General features: G+C 44.3%; 16 protein-coding genes. 3 read left to right on the top strand and 13 right to left on the bottom strand.

Annotation, left to right across the window (positions count from 1 at the left end; translation table 11 throughout):
- The first annotated feature begins 58 nt into the window (after positions 1 to 58).
- The 3 genes from CJF29_RS16140 (at position 59) to CJF29_RS16150 (ending at position 1,448) form a co-directional block, all read left to right on the top strand.
- A complete protein-coding gene (locus CJF29_RS16140; protein ID WP_099147016.1) occupies positions 59 to 565 on the top strand; it encodes an HU family DNA-binding protein in 507 nt (168 codons plus the stop codon).
- A gap of 121 nt (positions 566 to 686) precedes the next feature.
- Positions 687 to 980: a hypothetical protein gene (locus tag CJF29_RS16145; RefSeq protein WP_099147015.1), complete on the top strand. Its 294-nt coding sequence runs from the start codon at positions 687 to 689 to the stop codon at positions 978 to 980.
- Positions 981 to 998: 18 nt separating this feature from the next.
- The gene (locus CJF29_RS16150; RefSeq protein WP_099147014.1) at positions 999 to 1,448 is read left to right on the top strand and encodes an N-acetylmuramoyl-L-alanine amidase; all 450 of its coding nucleotides are present in this window, start codon (positions 999 to 1,001) and stop codon (positions 1,446 to 1,448) included.
- Between the two features lie 149 nt (positions 1,449 to 1,597).
- Here the strand turns inward: CJF29_RS16150 and CJF29_RS16155 are convergent, their stop codons facing one another.
- From CJF29_RS16155 to CJF29_RS16215, 13 genes are all read right to left on the bottom strand, one after another.
- On the bottom strand, positions 1,598 to 2,932 hold the full coding sequence (locus tag CJF29_RS16155; RefSeq protein WP_099147013.1) for an ATP-binding protein: 1,335 nt from the start codon (positions 2,930 to 2,932) through the stop codon (positions 1,598 to 1,600).
- A gap of 230 nt (positions 2,933 to 3,162) precedes the next feature.
- Positions 3,163 to 4,335, bottom strand: coding sequence for an iron-containing alcohol dehydrogenase (locus CJF29_RS16160; protein WP_099147012.1), 1,173 nt, complete (start codon positions 4,333 to 4,335; stop codon positions 3,163 to 3,165).
- A gap of 61 nt (positions 4,336 to 4,396) precedes the next feature.
- Positions 4,397 to 5,407 carry a lysylphosphatidylglycerol synthase transmembrane domain-containing protein gene (locus CJF29_RS16165; RefSeq protein WP_099147011.1) on the bottom strand — a complete coding sequence of 337 codons (1,011 nt, stop codon included), beginning with the start codon at positions 5,405 to 5,407 and terminating at the stop codon, positions 4,397 to 4,399.
- A 47-nt stretch (positions 5,408 to 5,454) separates the two neighbouring features.
- Positions 5,455 to 6,372: a phosphatase PAP2 family protein gene (locus CJF29_RS16170; protein WP_008999921.1), complete on the bottom strand. Its 918-nt coding sequence runs from the start codon at positions 6,370 to 6,372 to the stop codon at positions 5,455 to 5,457.
- 52 nt (positions 6,373 to 6,424) lie between these two features.
- A complete protein-coding gene (locus CJF29_RS16175; RefSeq protein ID WP_008999920.1) occupies positions 6,425 to 7,075 on the bottom strand; it encodes a CDP-alcohol phosphatidyltransferase family protein in 651 nt (216 codons plus the stop codon).
- An 88-nt stretch (positions 7,076 to 7,163) separates the two neighbouring features.
- On the bottom strand, positions 7,164 to 7,631 hold the full coding sequence (locus tag CJF29_RS16180) for a GtrA family protein (protein WP_008999919.1): 468 nt from the start codon (positions 7,629 to 7,631) through the stop codon (positions 7,164 to 7,166).
- A 14-nt stretch (positions 7,632 to 7,645) separates the two neighbouring features.
- Positions 7,646 to 8,125, bottom strand: coding sequence for a phosphatidylglycerophosphatase A (locus CJF29_RS16185; RefSeq protein ID WP_008999918.1), 480 nt, complete (start codon positions 8,123 to 8,125; stop codon positions 7,646 to 7,648).
- A gap of 162 nt (positions 8,126 to 8,287) precedes the next feature.
- Positions 8,288 to 9,577, bottom strand: a complete 1,290-nt coding sequence (locus CJF29_RS16190) for an inositol-3-phosphate synthase (protein WP_008999917.1) — start codon at positions 9,575 to 9,577, stop codon at positions 8,288 to 8,290.
- 108 nt (positions 9,578 to 9,685) lie between these two features.
- A complete protein-coding gene (locus tag CJF29_RS16195) occupies positions 9,686 to 12,238 on the bottom strand; it encodes a DUF5686 and carboxypeptidase-like regulatory domain-containing protein (RefSeq protein WP_074559226.1) in 2,553 nt (850 codons plus the stop codon).
- Positions 12,239 to 12,335: 97 nt separating this feature from the next.
- Positions 12,336 to 13,628 (bottom strand): sensor histidine kinase, encoded by a 1,293-nt coding sequence (locus CJF29_RS16200; protein WP_008999915.1) that lies wholly within the window; start codon positions 13,626 to 13,628, stop codon positions 12,336 to 12,338.
- 26 nt (positions 13,629 to 13,654) lie between these two features.
- Entirely contained in the window at positions 13,655 to 15,004 is a 1,350-nt protein-coding gene (locus tag CJF29_RS16205; protein ID WP_074559225.1) for a sigma-54-dependent transcriptional regulator, read from the bottom strand.
- Between the two features lie 94 nt (positions 15,005 to 15,098).
- Positions 15,099 to 16,577 carry a TolC family protein gene (locus CJF29_RS16210; protein ID WP_074559224.1) on the bottom strand — a complete coding sequence of 493 codons (1,479 nt, stop codon included), beginning with the start codon at positions 16,575 to 16,577 and terminating at the stop codon, positions 15,099 to 15,101.
- A 129-nt stretch (positions 16,578 to 16,706) separates the two neighbouring features.
- On the bottom strand, positions 16,707 to 19,316 hold the full coding sequence (locus CJF29_RS16215) for a PAS domain-containing sensor histidine kinase (protein ID WP_074559223.1): 2,610 nt from the start codon (positions 19,314 to 19,316) through the stop codon (positions 16,707 to 16,709).
- Positions 19,317 to 19,373 lie beyond the last annotated feature (57 nt).

A 19,373-nucleotide genomic window follows, 5' to 3' on the forward strand; every position in this document is an offset into this window, starting at 1 on the left:
TTGTAATGTCGTAAGGACAGAGAAAATTTTATTACTTAAACCTTAACTTTTTAATTGTATGAATGTATTAGTGGAGCGCTATCAGCGCAGAAAGTATGTGAATCAACCCGATTCACAGATGTTGTATTATGTACGCCAGAAATCGGGTACAGTGAGAGTGATGGACATCAACAAGCTGGCGGATGCCATCGAAGCGAACTCCTCGCTCACTGCAGGAGACGTGAAGCATGCCATTGAGGCTTTTGTCGAGCAATTACGCCTGTCGCTTACCCAGGGCGACAAGGTGAAGATTGACGGATTGGGTACGTTCCATATCACGTTGAGCAGCGAAGGGGCGGAAAAGGAGAAAGATTGCACGGTGCGCAGCATCCGCAAAGTAAATGTCCGTTTCGTAGCAGATAAGGCGCTTCAGCTGGTGAATACGAGTCATGCCACTACCCGAGGCGAGAATAATGTCGATTTCATCCTGGCAGCAAAGGGCGACGGAGAAAGCACCGACGACGGAAAAGACGGCGGAAGCGGTGATGGCGGCGGAAGTGGCGAAGCTCCGGACCCGGCAGCTTAATCTTAAAAAACAGTGCCGCATGGATATTACGGAGTGATTTCTACAGTTACTCTCCATGCGGTTTCTGTTTCCTTCTACATTTATTTTTTAATTCTCAATTCTCAATTCTCAATTTATTAAAATGCTTGATAAAATCATAGAGATCATTATGACAATCCTGCCCTTTCTGGGCAGTAACCGCAAAAAGCGCAAAGTAATGGCGCAAGAAGTAAAAGAGTTCAGCGAACTGGTGAAAGACCAATATACTTTTCTGATGCAGCAGTTGGAAAAAGTGTTGAAGGATTATTTCGACCTTAGCTCGAAAGTGAAAGAGATGCATACGGAGATATTCTCATTAAGAGGTCAGCTGGCGCAGGCTGCCACCTTGCAATGTATCCATAAAGAGTGCTCGCAACGTAGTGTGGCAGAAGCCTGACAATGAACGGTCTTATCCATGAGAACTATCAATATAATAGTAATCCATTGCTCCGCCACGCGCGAGGACAAGAGCTTCACGGAATATGATCTGGATATCTGTCACCGCAGGCGCGGATTCAACGGAACGGGGTATCATTTTTATATCCGCAAGAACGGTGATATAAAGTCTACCCGTCCGATAGAAAAGGTCGGTGCGCATTGTCGCGGTTTCAACAAGGAAAGTATAGGTATCTGCTACGAAGGAGGACTCGACTGCATGGGACAACCGAAGGACACACGCACCTGTTGGCAAAAACACTCTCTGCGCGTATTGATTCTTGCTTTATTGAAAGAGTATCCCGATTGCCGGATATGTGGACACCGGGATCTTAGCCCCGACCTGAACGGAAACGGCGAGATTGAACCGGAAGAATGGATCAAAGCCTGTCCTTGCTTCAATGCTGAAAAGGATTGGGATAAAGTCTAAAAAAAGATTAGCTTTATTATAATTTAGGCACGGATAACACGGATTTCACGGTTGCTTTGTATAAGCATAGCACTAACCGTGTAATCTGTGTAATCCGTGCCTAATCTTTATTTTATGATTTTACAAGACTACTCGTTATCAAAGGTCGTTTAAAACCGACGCAATATGCTGTCTAATTTTCCAACGAGGTAAAAGGGAAGATTAATCAATTTGAATTCTTTCCCGTCTGCCGTCTTCACCTCATCCACCGCATAGGGCTGCGACCATATTCTGACTGCAACTGTCTGCACAGAGCGATTCATAAAAGAATGCAAGGAACGTAGATGGGCGTTATGTCCTGACTTAACTTCAATGGGATAAACCATGGAATCCTGTACCCAGACATAATCGACTTCTGCATTTGAACCGCTCTTATTACGTACCCAGAAACAACGTTTCTGACTGACTTTATCTGTCAGTGTCAACAGTTCTTGCGCCACAATCTGCTCCGCTATCATACCACGCCAAGCATCCATTATATCTTTTGCTCCCAAAACTTCCTTCTGCACCTGTGCCGCATAATTCACCAATCCTGTATCCAACCAGACCAGCTTGGGCATACGCTTTATTTCAGGAGTGGCCGGAACTTCCGTTGCCGTAGTCGGATAAACTAGTTCCAATAGCATTGCTTTCTCCAACAGACGAAAAGCCTCTCCTACTTCCCGGGCATTATAAGACGAACCGGCAAATCCCCCTAAAGTTACTGCTTGCCCGGCTTTATGCCATCCCTCCTTTAAGATAAAACGAATCACTTCCGGAAGTCGTTTCCCTTGAGCGTACTTTTCCACATCATCCCGGTATCCTTGCAAAAGGGTTTCATAAGTGGACTCCAAAACTAGAATATCCCTGCTCTCTGCATAAAGCTGCACAACTTCCGGCATGCCTCCAATCAGCGTATAGATATTAAACAATAACATCAAACGGTCATGAAAAGCGAAAGTGACTTCCGGTTGATCTAAAACAGTCACTAAAGCTTCTTCGCCGACAGCACCCAGAAACTCGCGAAATGAACAAGGACGCAATGCCATATATTGCACCCTTCCCACTGGAAATGAAACATGCACATCTATCAGGTTTTCTAATAATGAACCGGCAGCAATCACATAAATATCAGGTAATTCTTCATAAAAATAGCGCAACAATGCCATCGCCTTTGCCGAATTTTGAATTTCATCAATAAAAAGCAAGATTTGTCCCTCTTTCTTTACCTTTCCACAATGTGCAAAGAACAAAGGCATCAAATCTTTTAGAGGCACATTCAACTCAAATAAGGATGCTGCCTCCCGTTTCTCCAAATTCAAATAAAGGTAATTTTCAAACTGTTTCCCAAATTCGTTAACTACCGTTGTTTTACCTACTTGTCTCGCTCCACGTAATATTAAAGGCTTTCTGTGCGCATCGACTTTCCATCTTTCCAAATGAAGCAATATATCTCTTTTAAACATGAATCACAAACTTATTGGTTATCAACAACAAAGTTATAAAAAGTTTTCAAAGATGGGGTAAAATACTCGAATTTTGTTCTAAAAATGGGGCATAACTATACTGTTTTTGTTGCATAAAGAGGGGAAGCATTTATAATACTGTTCCAAAGATGGGGCAAAAGAAACAAACCAACAACTGTACCCCTCTATCAGAAGACAAATGATGCAGTTGTTGGTTATATCTGTTTTTCTTATAATGCCAGACGATAAATCTCTTTGCTGTCCTGTTTCGCTAATTTGACATAATTGCCTACCAATTCGCCCTTATTCCGGTGCAGACTATCTACAAGGCGGTCGATGTCGGGATTCTCAATGCCAAGTTCTTTGAAGGTCACAGGCAGGCCGATGGAAGTAAAGAAGGATTTCAGGCGGGAAATTCCTTCAAGGGCCACCGCCTTTTTATCGTCAGATTCTGCCACTCCCCACACCCGGATAGCGTATTGGGCTATCTTATCCACATTGTGTTCTGTCATCCATGTCATCCAGGCAGGGAAGATTACGGAAAGTCCGGCGCCATGAGTTACATTGTAAATAGCACTGATTTCATGTTCAAGGAAGTGGGAAGCCCAGTCCTCTTCACAACCTACACCACAGGTTCCGTTATGGGCAATGGTTCCACTCCACATCAGATTGGCACGGGCTCCGTAGTTTTCAGGTTCTTTCATGACGGTGTTTGCTTCTTTGATGATGGCAAGTAGTGTGCCTTCGCACAGACGGTCGCCTATCTCTACATCTTTCGTGTTGGTGAAATAGCGTTCCATGATGTGTGCCATCATATCAGCAATGCCGCAGGCGGTTTGGAAAGGAGGAAGTGTGTAGGTCAGTTCGGGGTTCATTACGGCAAAAACAGGACGTAGTACACCGGGAGCACGGAGGCTTAATTTCTGTAAGCCATCGACTTTCGTGATGACGGTGTTACCGGAACCCTCGCTTCCGGCAGCAGGAATCGTTAACACAACGGCTACTTTCAATGCTTTCGTCACAATGGCTTTTCCGATGTAGAAGTCCCAGAAATCTCCGTCATAAGGAACTCCGGCTGCAATAGCTTTCGCCGTATCAATCACAGAGCCGCCACCAACGGCGAGCATCATATCTACGTTCTCTTTCCGGCAGAGGTCGATTCCTTCATATACTTTCGTGTCTATCGGGTTAGGCTGTACACCGCCCAGCATACAATAGGGAATCCCTGCTTCCTGCAATGATTTCTCAACACGAGCCAATAATCCGCTGCGTATCACAGAGCCACCGCCATAGACAATCATTATTTTGCGTGCGCCATATTTCTGCACTAATGCTCCGGTTTGCGCTTCCGTGTCCCGTCCGAATACAAATTCGGTAGGGCTGTAAAAGATAAAATTATTCATTGTCGCTTTCTTTATAGGTCTTTTTATATAGATCCTTTATAAGTCAGACAAAGTTATAAATTTAAGCAGAATATTTTTCTTTTGATTGTTTAAAGTTTCCTACTTTCATCAGTGCAAGTCCGATAACAATCCAGACCATTTCACGCACCCGGGTAATCAAAGCGGCATAGACACCGTAGGCTCCGGAAAGGGAAAGTCCACCTACGGCAAGGGCAAAGCCGCCTTCACGACCTCCCAGTTGCATGGGCAGGAAAAACAGCAGGTTGGCAAGAAGAGAAGAGAAAGCTGCAATCAGGCAGCAGTCGGCAAAGCTGACGTTAGTGGTCAGCACATTCAGTATCAGCCAGATTTCAAAACAGCTGACTACACGGGCGGTATATTCCAATAAGAGGGCACTATAAAAGGTTTGTTTCTTTTGCTGATGGAGAAGTGCGATTTGTTTGTCTATATTCTCCAGTTTCTCTTTATGTGCACTTGCAAAATGAACGACTTTCTTTTTCAGGAAAGGAATACGGCTACCCATGCGGACAAAAGCTACTGCCATCCCATGCCGGTAGCCTTTGATGAAAAGAATAACGATCAGTAGGCAAAAGAGGGTTATAGCTCCCAGGATCATTCCCATCGCCCACCCCACCGGGTACAGGCAGACATAAAGCAAGACTGAACTCAACCAAAAGCAAAAGTGGGAAAAGATGTGCATCATCACGTAAAGAATCACGGAAGAGGTGGCGCGTTCGATTCCTATATAGGGTTTCAGTTCCATAATGCGGTATGGCTCACCGCCCATCAGTCCGACGGGAGTCACGTAATTGAGTGCAAATCCCGTCACGGTGAATTTGTAGAGCCGGGCAAATGAAAAGCCGGTTTTTCCGCTACTACGGATTATTATATACCACGAGACTGTATTAATCAGGTAGACGAACAGCCACAGCAACAAGACCAAAGGTAAATATATCCCTGCACGTTTCAGATTCATCCAAAGCTCCTGATAATCCATATCGAAAGTGAATATCATAATCAGGACGGCGATGATACCAAAAGCGAGGAATATATTACGATATTTGTTCTTCACTGTTTCTTGTATGACTTAGTACGATTTATTCCAGCACGGGGATAGATCTACTTTATATATGCATAATATCTTTCGAAGAATCTTTTGAATGCCGGGATTTTCATCAATACATATTCGAATACCAGCCAGCCGATCAATGCGCAAGAGATACCGAGTAATACATCAATGATATAATGATGGCATGAATAAATGGCTGTTCCCCAAATACCTACCATAATAATAGAGAAAAGGGTAATCACATACCATCTGCATTTACCAATAATGGCGTACACTAATGCAACTACCATATAGGCTGCGTGCAGTGAAGGTACTGCCGCAAAGACGTTTGCATTGCGTCCATAGATCGAATCGAAGATGGTCACTCCGAAGAAAGTATCAAAGCGTCCCAATCCTGCTACATTGCCGGATGTGTTCAGTATCGGTTCGAAACCGTAGTTGATAGCATACCAGGGTGGAGCTGCCGGATGGATATAATAACCGGCAAAGCCGATCAGGTTGACGAATAAAAATACCAGTGCAAAGCGAAGGTAGGTTTTTCTTTCCTTCTTGAAATACAGGCAAAGCCCGAACAGGATAGGAACAGGAACCCAGCAAAGGTAGAAGATTCCGGCAAAGACGTCTGCTATCGGCCAGTTGTGCGCTGCGAAGTATTCGCAAGGGGTAACCAGAAGGCCATTATCCATCACTCCGAAGAGGGACTTTTCGAGATTATACAGTCCGGCCACGTCAATCGGGTTCACTTCGTAGTTGGGGCAAATACGCATCCAGTCATACGAGATTCCAAAAATGGCGAAAGGCAACAGAGCTACTGCTAACTTACGAGTAGGCAGTCCGGCAAAAAATAAAACTAAATAGAGTACCGCCATTAACAGGTGCTCGGAACGAAGCCCGATGAAGATACCTGTCAGCAAAAGGAAAAGAGCCATAATGACTGTCACAGTCAGGGCTTCTCTCTTCGACGGCATTTGAATATTCTTTATCATATTAGTTGATAGGTGATAGTTGATAAATGATAGATTATTCTTTCATCGCTTTGTAGCAATGTCTCACACGTGCAAAAGCTGTGATATTGGCAAACACTGCAACAAAGGCAAGAGGAACAATCATAATCAGAATCGGTTCGAAAGCGGTGATATCTTTGAAAACGCCACAGAATAAAGCTCCGAGACTGGTCAGCACTACGCGCTCCGGACGTTGCATGAATCCCACTTTACATTCGATTCCCAGTCCTTCGGCACGGGCACGCACGTAGCTTACCATCAGTGAGCCGATTAGTGCTATGAAGGCAATAAGTGCATAAAAGAAATAGTCTTTCATTGACAAATAGTAACAGATACCGAAGAAGGTCATCAATTCACTATAACGGTCGAGTACTGAATCGTAAAGCGCACCGAACTTGGAACTCATGTTACCCAGGCGAGCTACACGTCCGTCCATCATATCAAATAATCCGGCAAACAAAATCACACCGCCTGCCCAGCCGATAATGGCCAGATCGTTTTGACCGCCATAAATGCCGGCATATACAAACATTCCTGCCGCTACTACATTCAGGATAAATCCGGTAGTGGTGATAAAGTTAGGAGTGATCCCTATTTTAATCATTCCGCGTATCAGGGGATTGATAATCTTATAAATCAACTGTTGTAAATAATCTCTGTAATTCATCTGTTTAAATCTGTTTATAGCTATTTTTATCTAAATCTTCTGTTTTCTCAATCAGTTCTTTCAATCGATTTTTTCAATCTGTTTTTTTTCAGTTTCTTTTTCCGAATAAACTTCTTATATCTATATTCCGGTAAACAAAGACACGCTGCATATTATAGTTCCAGAACAATGCCACGATGATTGCTACTACCACTTTAGGAATAATGAAGAAATCTCCGAAATACAGGCTAAGCGTATCACGTACCCAGGGAATCTTTGCTAATGATTCTGTCAGTGCATACGTGCCCCACGTGTTTAGCCAAACGCTACAAATCCATACAAGGATAAACTTTGCAGCGACATTCGTTTTCTTTCCTTTCGATTTAAAGGTCCATTTATAGTTGATAACACAATTGACGATTCCTCCATAGATAGCCCCCGCCAGGGTGGCATATACATAGTAGACTTCAAATAGCCTGACCAGAAGAATCGTAACGAGAAAGTCTGCAATAGTTGCCATTTGAGCAGAAAGCTGCGCCCTCAAGAACATGAAGATGCCACCTTTCTGGGAAATCATCCGTGCAACTCTTTTCAGCCAATCACCCATCTTGCTCCCACTAACAAAATAAAACTATACACTCCCGCCAAAACGTCGTCCATCATCACACCTACTCCACCTTTCAGGCTTTCCATACGGCGTATGCCCAACGGCTTGGCTATATCAAAGATACGGAACAGGGCAAAAGCTGCAATCACGTACCAGAACCAACGGTCGTCATTGGGAACGGCCAATAACGGTATCCATACTCCTACCATCTCGTCCACTACCACACGCGAAGGATCTTCCCCCCAATAAGTTTCCAGTTTATTGGCAGCCCAAATGCCGGCGAATGTAAATACAATCACCAAAGCGGCGGTCAGCCATAATACAACAGGGAAAGGAAGGAGGAAATAAAATGCAATCCAAATGATAGAAGCCAGTAACGCCCCAGCCGTGCCGGGAGCAAAAGGAGAAAAACCGGAGCCAAAGCCCGTGCCTATAAAAACAGGTAGAAAGGGAGGACGCTTCATTTATTACTAATTACTAATTACAAACTACGAGTCGGTTATGCCATGAGTTCCCGAATGTGATCGGGAATTTGTACAATAAAAAAGTAAAAGTTGAGGTTGAGCATCCACCAGTCTTTATAGGATGGTAAATCTCAATCTCAACTTATTATTTGGGGTTACTGATTAAGCTAAGTAATCAGGTTCTTTTTCACCAATCATGTTACGCAATGTCTGTTTTACCATTCTCCATTGTGTAAACAAGTCGTGTTCGGGCTGATGTTCGAAATCGTGCATCGGGCTCTTGCAGAAGAATGACAACCAAGTCTGGATGCCGCACATGCCTGCACGCATAGCCAAGTCACTGAACAGCACAAGGTCAAGAGCGATAGGAGCTGCAAGGATAGAGTCGCGGCAAAGGAAGTTCACCTTGATTTCCATCGGGTAGCCCATCCATCCGAAGATGTCGATGTTGTCCCATGCTTCTTTGTTGTCTTTGCGAGGAGGATAGTAGTTGATACGTACTTTATGATAAACGTCTCCATAGAGATCCGGATATTTTTCGGGTTCGAAAATAGTATCGATTACAGACAACTTGCTGACTTCTTTTGTCTTGAAGTTATCCGGATCATCGAGTACTTCACCGTCACGGTTACCGAGGATATTGGTAGAGAACCAACCGTTCACACCCAGCATACGGGTCTTGAACATCGGAGCCAATACGGTTTTCATCAGTGTCTGACCACTCTTGAAGTCTTTACCAGAGATAGGTACATTCTTTTGTTTAGAGAATTCCCACATAGCAGGAGTATCTACACACAAGTTAGGAGCACCCATTACGAACGGAGCGTCTTCTGCAATCGCAGCATACGCATAACACATACTCGGAGAAATCACTTCAGTGTTGTTTTCCTTCATTGCTTTCTCTAAAGCAGCGAGTGACATGTGTTCGTCAGACAACGGAATGTAAATTTCAGTACTTGCAGCCCAGAGTACAACTACACGTTCGCAGTTGTTAGCAGCTTTGAAGTCGCGGATATCCTGGCGAAGTTGTTCTACCATTTCCCAACGGGTAGCGGCCTTCTTAATGTGCGTACCATTCAGACGTTTTGCCCAGTTGTGATCGAAAGCAGCCGGCATCGGTTTGATAGCTTCCAATTCTTCTTTCACTCCGTTGAGGTCTTTTTCTTTCAAAACCTCGGCGTACATAGCAGCTTCGTATGCGTTGTCCGGGAAAATATCCCATCCTCCGAAAACAATGTCTTCCAAATTCGTCAAAGGCACAACGTCCTTGATGAGTTTTTCTTCGTTGTTCTCCATGCGCATTGTGGCTAACTGGGTAATAGATCCTATCGGTTTTGCCAGTCCCTTGCGAGAGGCTAGTGTACCTACAATCATCGTGGTAGCTACCGCACCACCCACTCCAACTACCAGTACGCCAAGACGCCCGGTAGCGGGTTTAATTTCTTGTTTCATTTCTATTCTATTAAAATTAAACTAAAATTGATGCAAAAATAAGATTAATTAATTACTAATACGGTCTTTATTTGTCATATAAACATTGCAATTAGCAGGATTTAACTTTTAAAAGGTCATGTGGAGACTTATTCTCAAGCCTGATTTGTCAATCCCGGGAGAATCACGATAAGTGAGTCTCCAGACATAGTCTAAACGTAACACCTTGAAAATGTTTTCGATACCGACACCCGCCTCCACGTAAGGTGTTTTTCCCATTGTTTGCGTGTTTTCTATCGGAAAAGCGAACAAACCGTCACTCAAAGCAGGGTTGTTTTTGTCGCTCAAATGTCCATATAGACCCCGACAGGAAACTATTTCCCTCCATTTGAGTTTTTTCAACAACGGAACGCGGTTGAACAGCCATCCGTTGAGGAAATACGTAACATCCCACGAGAAATATTCATCGTTCATGAACTCCATCGCATTCATCAACGAGTAGGATTCGGGTTGGATGGTATAAGAAAGGTTGGCATTAGGCATGATTAGCAACGGAAAAGGAACTTTGTCCCACACTTTTCCGGCTTTCAGGATAATATCCGTATAGCCGAATGCGGAAAACCAGAAGCGTTTCTGAATACCGGCCTCGGTATGATTGTAGGTGTAATCGCTACCCAACACGCCTTTTCCGGCAAGGGTATGAGACAGGGTAAACACCGGTGCATCCAATGACACAGGGAAACGGTTCCATTGGGTCTGGAAGAATTTCTCGTTCGGAGCATAACGCAGTTTTAACTCTGCCGCACTGATAGAGAAATCTTTGACCGGAGTGTATGCATCTCCTTCCTTTTTTAAGAAAGGGATCAGGTAGGAGGACTCATCTTTTCGTGTACGTGCCGTTAACTGGAAAGAAAAGCCGGAGTAGAATTCATTGATATAGGTCATCTCCGCTTGCCGGAAATAGCCGATACGGTCGTCTTTCTCACGTTTCAAGGCTAGGAACACGTTGTCTTTGCTTGTGTACAGGTAGTTTTGTCCGTACTGGTTCACATCTGATTCGTAACGCAATTTCAGAGAATGGATGGGAAATTCATTGGCGTATTCTTTTTTCTTCTTGAACGAATATTCCAGTTCCGCCAATCCTTTCACTCTTTCATCTTTAAAACCGTAAGCCACATATCCTTTGCCAAACAGGTGCGGATTGAGCCAGGCGGTTGTCATACCTCCGGCACGGATGCGGGGACCTTCCAATGTATTGCCGCTGATGGTTGCATTCATCGGGCCGATATAGAAAAGGGGGGCTTCTTTGGAGGTAGGGATATATCCCGTAAAGAGAATGGAAAGCACTTTTTCCGTCCAGTAATATACCGGATAGCTGCGTAATTGTGTCATCAGGCGGTCTACCGAGTTCTCCTGTTGGGAGATGGCGGCTTGCGGACGGTTCTCCGCCCAGAATGTTTCGGGGCGAGACAAGGCTTCGGTTTCTTCGATGATGCGTTCGGGCTTGGTGAAAGCTTTATCGGCTTCAGCAGTCGGGGTAAAGGTATAGTTGCTGTAATCTGCCACACGGCGGGCAAAAATACCATCCTGCCCTTCGGTCAGTTTAAACTCAACAGTGATGCTTTCGTGGTCGAGCAAGCGGGTACCGTCTTCGGCACGCTTGAATTCCTGCTCGAGCAACATATAATCCACAAAGTTCAGGTTTATCTTTTTGGGGAAGTTGAATACGGCACGTTTGACAAAATAAGTAGAGTCGAGCACCACATAGAGATGTCCGTTGAAACCGAAAGACTCGGAATTGAATGGTGTAAAAGCTAGGTCTACACAGGGTTCTCCGGCAATCTGTAAGGTATCCATCAGGTAATATTTATAGAAGCCTGTGCCGATACGGGACAATGGACTGACAAACTTATTCGTGAACAAGGAAATATTATTTTCGTAGATGTCCACGTCTTTAAAGACTTCATTGATGGCAGCCTGCATCCCCTGTTTGGAGAGAAATTCATCGACACCGGCCTGTTTACGCCCTTTCACCCATTGCTTCTCGGAACGGGGAGATTTCCTGTAATAGTCTGTGGCAAGCAGTTCGCGGGCTGATACTGTCAGAATCGGTTTACCGGTGACGGCAGAAGTGTCTACGTATTCGGTAAGGAAATCAAATTTGCGATATAGCCATTTCTTCTGTTTCTCTTCATCGAAATTGTTCAATGCGAAAGTGGTCTTTTCATAACGTTCGCGTTGCCAGAAGTCTTTTTCGTAGGGGGAATGGTTGTCACGGCTTTCAATCATGCGGCGCACAAACTCTACGGCCGGATTATCTTTCTTCCGGTAGTGCTCGCGCTTAGGTTTTACCACTACTTCGCCGAGGGCATATTCGGTAGGCGAAAGCGTCACTTTATACGATGCGTTACGGGCAGGACGGATGGAACGGATATAGTCATTATAACCGATTACAGAGATGACAAGCACTGCTTCGGAACGGTTGGTTTTGAAATAGAAACGTCCGTCGCTTCCGGTAGTAGTTCCTTCTGTCGTGTCTTTTAAGCGTACAGATGCATAAGGCAAAGGCTCTTTGGTCAGAGAATCAGTCACCACCCCTTGTACCACATACTGCGCACTTAGCGGAATACTGATAGCCAATAAAAGAAAGAGCGTCAATGTGCCTTTTTTCATTAATCTCATACCTTAAATCCTATTGAATTGAGCGGGGCAAAGGTATGAGTGATTTTAAGACAAAAAAAGGTCTATTTGATGGAAGAAATGTTCTTATTTGACACAATTAGGGGAAAATAATGCGGAATCGGGTCAGGCCGTCGGCATAGGTTCGCAAAGAGAATGTGCATCCATGGCGCATCAGGACTTCACGAATAAAGATAAGTCCGATTCCCTGGCCGTTCGGTTTGGTGGAGAAGAAAGGGCTGAACAGTTTAGCTTCTGTTTCCTTGCTGATTCCCTGGCCGTTATCTATCACTTCAACAGTGGCGGGAGAGATAGTACGGACTATTATTTCTCCATCGGCTTCAATGCTCTCCGCTGCATTTTTGATAATGTTTACGAGTACTTGTTCAAACAGAGCAGCATCCAGCATAACGTCTTTCAGGCTTTCATCTATTTCCATGCGAAGGGTGATATGACGGTCATTACACATTCCTTCCATAAAGCGTTTGCAGGTGAAAACCAAATCATTTAGATTGACAGAAGAAAGTGTCGGTTCGGGGATTTTCACAACGTCGGCAAAACGGGTGATGAAACGACTCATCGAGAAACAACGGTCGGTACACACACGCATCACGTCGCAAATGTCATCCATTCCTTCTTCGCTGGAAAGGGCTTGTTCTACCGTATCCAGTGTAGAAGTGATGCCGGCAGTCGTATTGTTCACTTCATGAGCAATCATGCGGATTACTTTCTCATAGGCTTTCTTTTCCGCTTTCATCACTTCGTCGGTAAGGGTTTCCACCAAATAGAAAGGGTGCTGGAATCCACGATCGATGAAAGAGGAATGAGTGCACCGGTAGATATTCGAGTCGTTCAGACGGACGGTAACCGTCTCTCCTTTCGGAAGGCTGGACAGTTCCACCGCCAACGGAGAATCAATCTCTTTCATCTTCTTGCCTTGTACATCTTCCAGACGAACGCCCAGCATCTTCAAAGCCATCGGGTTCAGTTCCGCAAGGTCTTCATCAAGGGAGGTGATGATAACTCCCATTGGAGAAGCCTTAATCAGCAGATCAAGAAAGTTATTCTGCTCACGCAAGCGAAGACGTTCATTCTTGAGCTGTTCCATCATGCGGTTGAAGATATTCACCACACGATCGGCTTCATATTGTCCTACAGGACTAAGACGGCTACTGAAATCCTGCTCACGCAGCAGTTCCATACCGCTTCCGATAGTATTCAACGGTTTCACTATCTTACGATAGAAGAATGTCAGATAAAGCAGGATAAAAAGCACCAGCCCCTCTCCTATGTAGAAAAAGAGCGCGTTCATCTGACTGGAGAGATAGAGCAATATACTACCCAATGCCAACAACAGAATGACAAGTATGTAAAAAAGTCCTTTTATACGCACGTTTATCTGTAATTAACGGTTTGTTTTTATACTGTAATATTATATTTTTCGAGGCGTCGGTAAAGGGCGGCACGACTGATGCCTAATGCCGTAGCTACCTGGCTAAGGTTTCCTTTGCAGCGTTCCAAAGCCTGAAGAATGGTCTGACGTTCTATTTCGTCTAAAGTCATGCCTGCGAGTGCTGCACCTTCGGCTACTCTTGCATCATCGTGGCGGATGTACTGGGCGTCAAAATCGGAAGCATCGAGAAGCCGTTTACCACTTACCAAAATGGTGCGTTCCACCAGATTCTTCAATTCACGGATATTCCCCGGATAAGGTAAACGGCTCAAGAATTGCAGGGCATCGGCAGCAAACTCCGTACGGGGCAATCCATTGGTTACAGCCTGGCGGTCGGCAAAATGACGTGCCAGCAAAGGAATATCTTCACGACGTTCGCGCAAAGCCGGCAGTTTCACCGTTATCAGATTGATACGATAGAACAGGTCTTCACGGAAAGTACGTTCGCCCACCATCTTACGCAAATCGGCATTGGTGGCTGATACCACCCGGATATCTGTCTTGCGGGGACGGCTGTCACCGAGCACTTCAAATGTTTGATCCTGCAATACGCGTAATAACTTCACCTGACACGAAGGATCGAGATCACCGATCTCATCCAGAAAAATCGTTCCTTTGTTTGCCATCTCGAAACGTCCGATACGATCTGCGGAAGCATCGGTAAAAGCTCCTTTCTTATGCCCGAACATTTCACTTTCAAACAAGCTTTGGGAAATCCCTCCGAGGTTCACTTTCACAAAAGGATATTTGGCACGCTGACTGTTGATATGAATGGCTTCGGCTATCAGCTCCTTACCAGTTCCGCTTTCTCCTGTTATCAGTACAGAAGCATTGGTCTTTGCTATGCGGGCAATCGTGTTCAACACATCCATTAATCCCTGGCTACGCCCGATGATGTGGCTGCGGTCGAAAGACTCGCTCTGTTCCTGGGTTGTCTCCTGTGAAGTGCCGGAAAGTTCGAGTGCTGTTTCGATGCGTTGCAACAAGGCGGCATTATTCCATGGCTTCGTAATGAAGTCAAAGGCTCCTGCCTGCATTCCTTGCACGGCAAGTTGGATACTTCCCCAAGCGGTCATTAAGATCACTGGCACTTCGGGACGGAATATTTTTACTTGTTTGAGCAGGGTTAAACCTTCCTCACCCGTTGTGGAAAGAGTGAAGTTCATATCCATCAAAATCAAATCCGGTGCTACGGAACGTACCACTTCCATTGCTTCCCGTGGACCGGGAACGGTCTGTGCTTCGTAGCCTGCCCGCTTCAACATGAAGCTAAGCGAAGAACGCACTGCGCTGTCGTCGTCAATTATCAGAATCATAGTTTATGTTTCTTTTTAATCAAAGGTATTGTTTTACTGCTATGACTGTACAAAGCTACAAAAAAATAGCAACCGACATCACTCTTCTCTTTTTTTATTGCCGGATGATTTCATCAAAATCAACTTCAAGTTCGGTATTGGTACGAAAATCCCATAACGTCAGACTGCGAATCTGATAATAGTAATACCAATAATAATAAAGTTCGGAAATATGTTTCTGTCTTGCATCATCTTTAGAGTTCTGCGCATCATTTAAATCCAAGGTATTGATTTTACCTATCAGGAAAGTTTCAATACTCGTTTTATATCGTTTCTGGGCTATCGCATCGGCTTCCTTGGCTATATCCAATTGTTGTGCCTGATTATTGAAATGCTCCACTAACAGGAAAATATCCTGATTGAAGTTTATCTGTTCCTGACGAATCTTTGAAAGCACTACATCCCGGTTGCTCTTGGCTACCCGGACTTTTCCACGACGTTTTCCCCAATCGAGAATCGGAATCTTAACACCTACCTGAACAATCTGATTATCCTGCAAGTTACGGTAAACGGCAGGGAAGTTCCGGTTCTCGCCGGTATATCCGACGCTTGCAAACAAATCGACGCTACGCAGATTTCCGCGTGCGGTGGCTACTTCATAATCAGCTTCCAACTGGCGGCGACGGATATTCTGTGCAAACGAGTTACGTTCCAATGCTTTATTTAAAACCAGATTGTACTCCATCTTCGGACGATCCACCGCTTCGGGGAGAACAGGGCTTAATATTTCATCTTCTCCCACTCCTAGAAAAGCACGGAGCTGGAACATCTTGGCATTGAGGTCACTCTCCGCCTCCGTTAACGCTGCTTTCGCATTCAAGGAGGAAAGTTTGAGCTGTAAGAGTTCATTCTCGGAAATCTGTCCCATTTTACGTTTGGCAAGAGCCACTTCATAAAGGTGGTCGGCGTTTGTCTGGTTCTGTTTCGCTGTGCCAAGATTTTCTTTTGCCAACAAAAGATTAAAATAATAAGTAATGGCACGCATCGTCACTTCTTCGGTAGCAGTGATAAAAGCTGCTTTCGCTTCGGCAGAACGAACCGGTTCGATTCGTCTGTTCCATTTTATATTATTCACTCCAAAGATGGGTTGCGTGAGTTGTAAGGTGACAGGGACAGACATAAAGTGGCGGTTGCCCCCGGCTCCCAATTGTTTGATATAGTCGAGAGAGGAAGTAAGCGAGAGTTTACCACCGGTAAGCCAGATATTCTGGTCGATGGAAAGATCGCCGGTAAGCCCCAATGTGTTATTACGGACGAAACCATAAGAACCATCCGAATTTTGATAAGAACTATATGATTTGTTATAATTGGGCAGGGTTCCGGTCAGGTTGACTTCCGGCAAAAGATCGGCACGAAAGGTGCGAAATTCCCAATAGGCCGTTTTCAATTCATTCAGGGCAACAGCGGCGTCAACAGATTGAGCACGCGCCATAGCAATAGCTTCATTCAAGGTTATTTCCCTTTCTTTCTGTGCCGACAATGCCAACGGCAAGCAAACGGCAGCAAGAGCAAACAATATACTTTTCTTTTTCATTATGCACAGTATTTTCCACTAAGAGGGGATCAAACGATGTGCCAAAAAAGTAACGTTTTTATTATCAACAGATTATAAAATAAGAAAAGTGTTCATTTTCGAACACTATGCCCAAAAATGAACGTTCGATTATTCGCAGTAGTTAGGAAGACGCACAGTGAAACGAGTGCCTTTGCCGACTTCGGAGGTGACGGAGATTGTACCATTCAGACGTTCGATAATGGTCTGACAAATACTTAATCCCAAACCTGCCCCTTGTGTGAAATTATCAACTTTATAGAATCGTTCGAATATATGACGAATACCTTCCTCTGAAATACCGACTCCGGTATCCTCCACAAAGACACGGGTGTATCCGGGAATTTCATCATCCTCATAGCCAAAAGTAATGAAACCGCTACTTGTAAATTTAGCAGCGTTATTAATCAGGTTATTCACTACTTGCTGTAAACGTACATTATCCGTTGTGAGATATTTTTTATCACTTTCGGGCATACGTAACACCAACTCTACTCCTGGTGGCATATTCAGGCGTTGAGAATCATGAACGGTCTTTAATAACAGCGGCAGGTTATGTTCTGCGAACATAAATTCCATGGTTCCCGATTCAATACGTGACAAATCAAGAATATCATTAATCAAAGCCAGCAACAGGCCGCAATTTTTATTAATAGTTCCGATAAACTGGGCAATCTCTTCTCCTGTAAAACCACTAGTATCGCTTAGCAAATCGGAGAAACCTACAATCGCATTCAACGGAGTCCGAATCTCATGGCTCATGTTGGCAAGGAACGCCGATTTCAGTTTGTCAGCCTGAAGGGCTTTATCACGTGCTTCCCTCATCTCCTGCTCGGCAGTCTTATATCGCTGGATACTCTGACAAACACCTAATATGTTGTACAATGAATCTTGTGTCAACCCCGTGATTACGGAAGAACGATATTCCCACCATTCATACTCTCCGTTGACATTCCGCTGACGGAAGTTCAAACGGGTATTAGAATCCTCTCCCGTCAATGCTCTATCAAACAGGGGACTTATTTCTTTCAAATCTTCAGGATGGATAGAGCGATCCATTTCGTCACGAGAGATCGTAGTTACCGATTCATCATATCCGAGACGCTTCAGGAAACCTTGCGGGAAAATGAAACAGTTCGTTTCCATATCAAACTGCCATGGATATATGGAGCTTTCGTCTACTGCCATATCAAAGAAACGCTTCTGCATTTCTTCATTCGAAATATTCCGTGCGGAAAGTGCCATACCAGTAATCGTATCCTTTGAACGGATCGGGACTATTTCCCCCGACACCGGGAAATATTTATCACTATGCACTTCTTTCATGAAAGCTCCCTGGGGTATCTTCACACTTTCTCCTTTAGCAGCTACCTGCTTCAGCATAGAATGAAGAATGTCCTGACCGTTATAATATACTTTGAAGATGCTACCTGCCATCATTCCTTCATAAAAACGCCCACCTGACTCATACGGCAAGTGAAGCATTTGTAATAAGGAGCGATTTGTAAAATGAATGTGTAAATCGGTATCATACGTTATCACACCATCGCGGATAGAATGAAATACATTATCAAACTCATTACGCTGTTCCACAAGCTTATTCTGCACGAGCAAACGGGTCTGTGCCTGAATCCGTCGTTTGGATTCACGCCGGTTAGCACGCATCAACCACACGATAGAAGCTATCAGCAATGCCAGGATAGATGGATAGAGCAGTATAAAAAGGTATTTATATTTCTCCCAATACGGTTCGTTGACGATGGTTCCGCTAGAGGATACTTTATCAGAGGCAATATGAAAATAATCCAACTGTTTATAGTCATAGATGAATCCCTGCGTGATTTCTGTCACTCCTATCTCTTGGGGAGATGTACCTTTTAAGACTAAAGCAGCCCTTTGAGCTGCCGATAACGCTGAAGCATAACTGTCGGAATCGTATGCACAGAATACGCCATTAGTTAACCCCACATTCTGACTCGAAAATACAGGAGCTTTTGAGTTTTTGCCAACGAATGAAAGGAAAGGCGACCATTTAGGAGCAACCACCAGACGTTCGTAGCTGTTACGAGGGTAACAAATAGCAGCAATGATGTGACTCGTTGTATGATTTTGGGTATTATAGACTTTCATTCTATAATCCGGATTGTCTTTTTGAAAGATTTTCCACTCTTCTTCAAAATCTTCAAGGCCTTTGTTACTCAAAAAGCTGTTATCTATCACACATACCACTTCTTTCCGCTGGGGAAATATCTTTTGCGCCTGACGCAATATGACATCAAAATCCGGATTGGCAGTGAACCCGCAAACATTGGGATGAGTAGCAATCAGCTCCATATCGGGATACTTAATGCCGAAAAACACGACCGGTATCTGCAAAGGCAACGAATCTCCACAGGCAAAAAGAGTATAGAAAGCTTCATCACTTGCTGTTATAATCAAATCGGTCTGCCTGTCACGGGCACGCTGACAAAAACGACGCATAATTACTTTCTCGGAGTTGAATGCCCAAAAATCGGCATCAAGATACTCCGTTGTTATATTCACCTTCAGGCCACTTTCTTTAAATCCTTTGACCAACCCCTGATTAAGGTCGTTATGCCAAGGAGTCTGTGAGGTGTATGACTGTATAAACAGGATATTGTATGTACGTTCCGCTGCTGCCGCCTGAATAAGAACAGCAAAAAACAGAACGATAAGCAAACAATAGTAGCGTCGATTCATATAATTAAAGCCTGCGGTGTTTTCAATATTATGCCGACAAAGATACGTTAATTATAT

The sequence above is a fragment of the Bacteroides celer genome, assembly GCF_002632415.2.
Lineage (GTDB): Bacteria > Bacteroidota > Bacteroidia > Bacteroidales > Bacteroidaceae > Bacteroides.

Coding starts and splice junctions, on each gene's coding strand:
- CJF29_RS16140 (WP_099147016.1), top strand. CDS start 59: ATGAATGTATTAGTGGAGCGCTATCAGCGCAGAAAGTATGTGAATCAA.
- CJF29_RS16160 (WP_099147012.1), bottom strand. CDS start 4,335: ATGAATAATTTTATCTTTTACAGCCCTACCGAATTTGTATTCGGACGG.
- CJF29_RS16180 (WP_008999919.1), bottom strand. CDS start 7,631: ATGATTTCCCAGAAAGGTGGCATCTTCATGTTCTTGAGGGCGCAGCTT.
- CJF29_RS16170 (WP_008999921.1), bottom strand. CDS start 6,372: ATGCCGTCGAAGAGAGAAGCCCTGACTGTGACAGTCATTATGGCTCTT.
- CJF29_RS16205 (WP_074559225.1), bottom strand. CDS start 15,004: ATGATTCTGATAATTGACGACGACAGCGCAGTGCGTTCTTCGCTTAGC.
- CJF29_RS16185 (WP_008999918.1), bottom strand. CDS start 8,125: ATGAAGCGTCCTCCCTTTCTACCTGTTTTTATAGGCACGGGCTTTGGC.
- CJF29_RS16155 (WP_099147013.1), bottom strand. CDS start 2,932: ATGTTTAAAAGAGATATATTGCTTCATTTGGAAAGATGGAAAGTCGAT.
- CJF29_RS16210 (WP_074559224.1), bottom strand. CDS start 16,577: ATGAAAAAGAAAAGTATATTGTTTGCTCTTGCTGCCGTTTGCTTGCCG.
- CJF29_RS16190 (WP_008999917.1), bottom strand. CDS start 9,577: ATGAAACAAGAAATTAAACCCGCTACCGGGCGTCTTGGCGTACTGGTA.
- CJF29_RS16215 (WP_074559223.1), bottom strand. CDS start 19,316: ATGAATCGACGCTACTATTGTTTGCTTATCGTTCTGTTTTTTGCTGTT.
- CJF29_RS16175 (WP_008999920.1), bottom strand. CDS start 7,075: ATGAATTACAGAGATTATTTACAACAGTTGATTTATAAGATTATCAAT.
- CJF29_RS16150 (WP_099147014.1), top strand. CDS start 999: ATGAGAACTATCAATATAATAGTAATCCATTGCTCCGCCACGCGCGAG.
- CJF29_RS16145 (WP_099147015.1), top strand. CDS start 687: ATGCTTGATAAAATCATAGAGATCATTATGACAATCCTGCCCTTTCTG.
- CJF29_RS16195 (WP_074559226.1), bottom strand. CDS start 12,238: ATGAGATTAATGAAAAAAGGCACATTGACGCTCTTTCTTTTATTGGCT.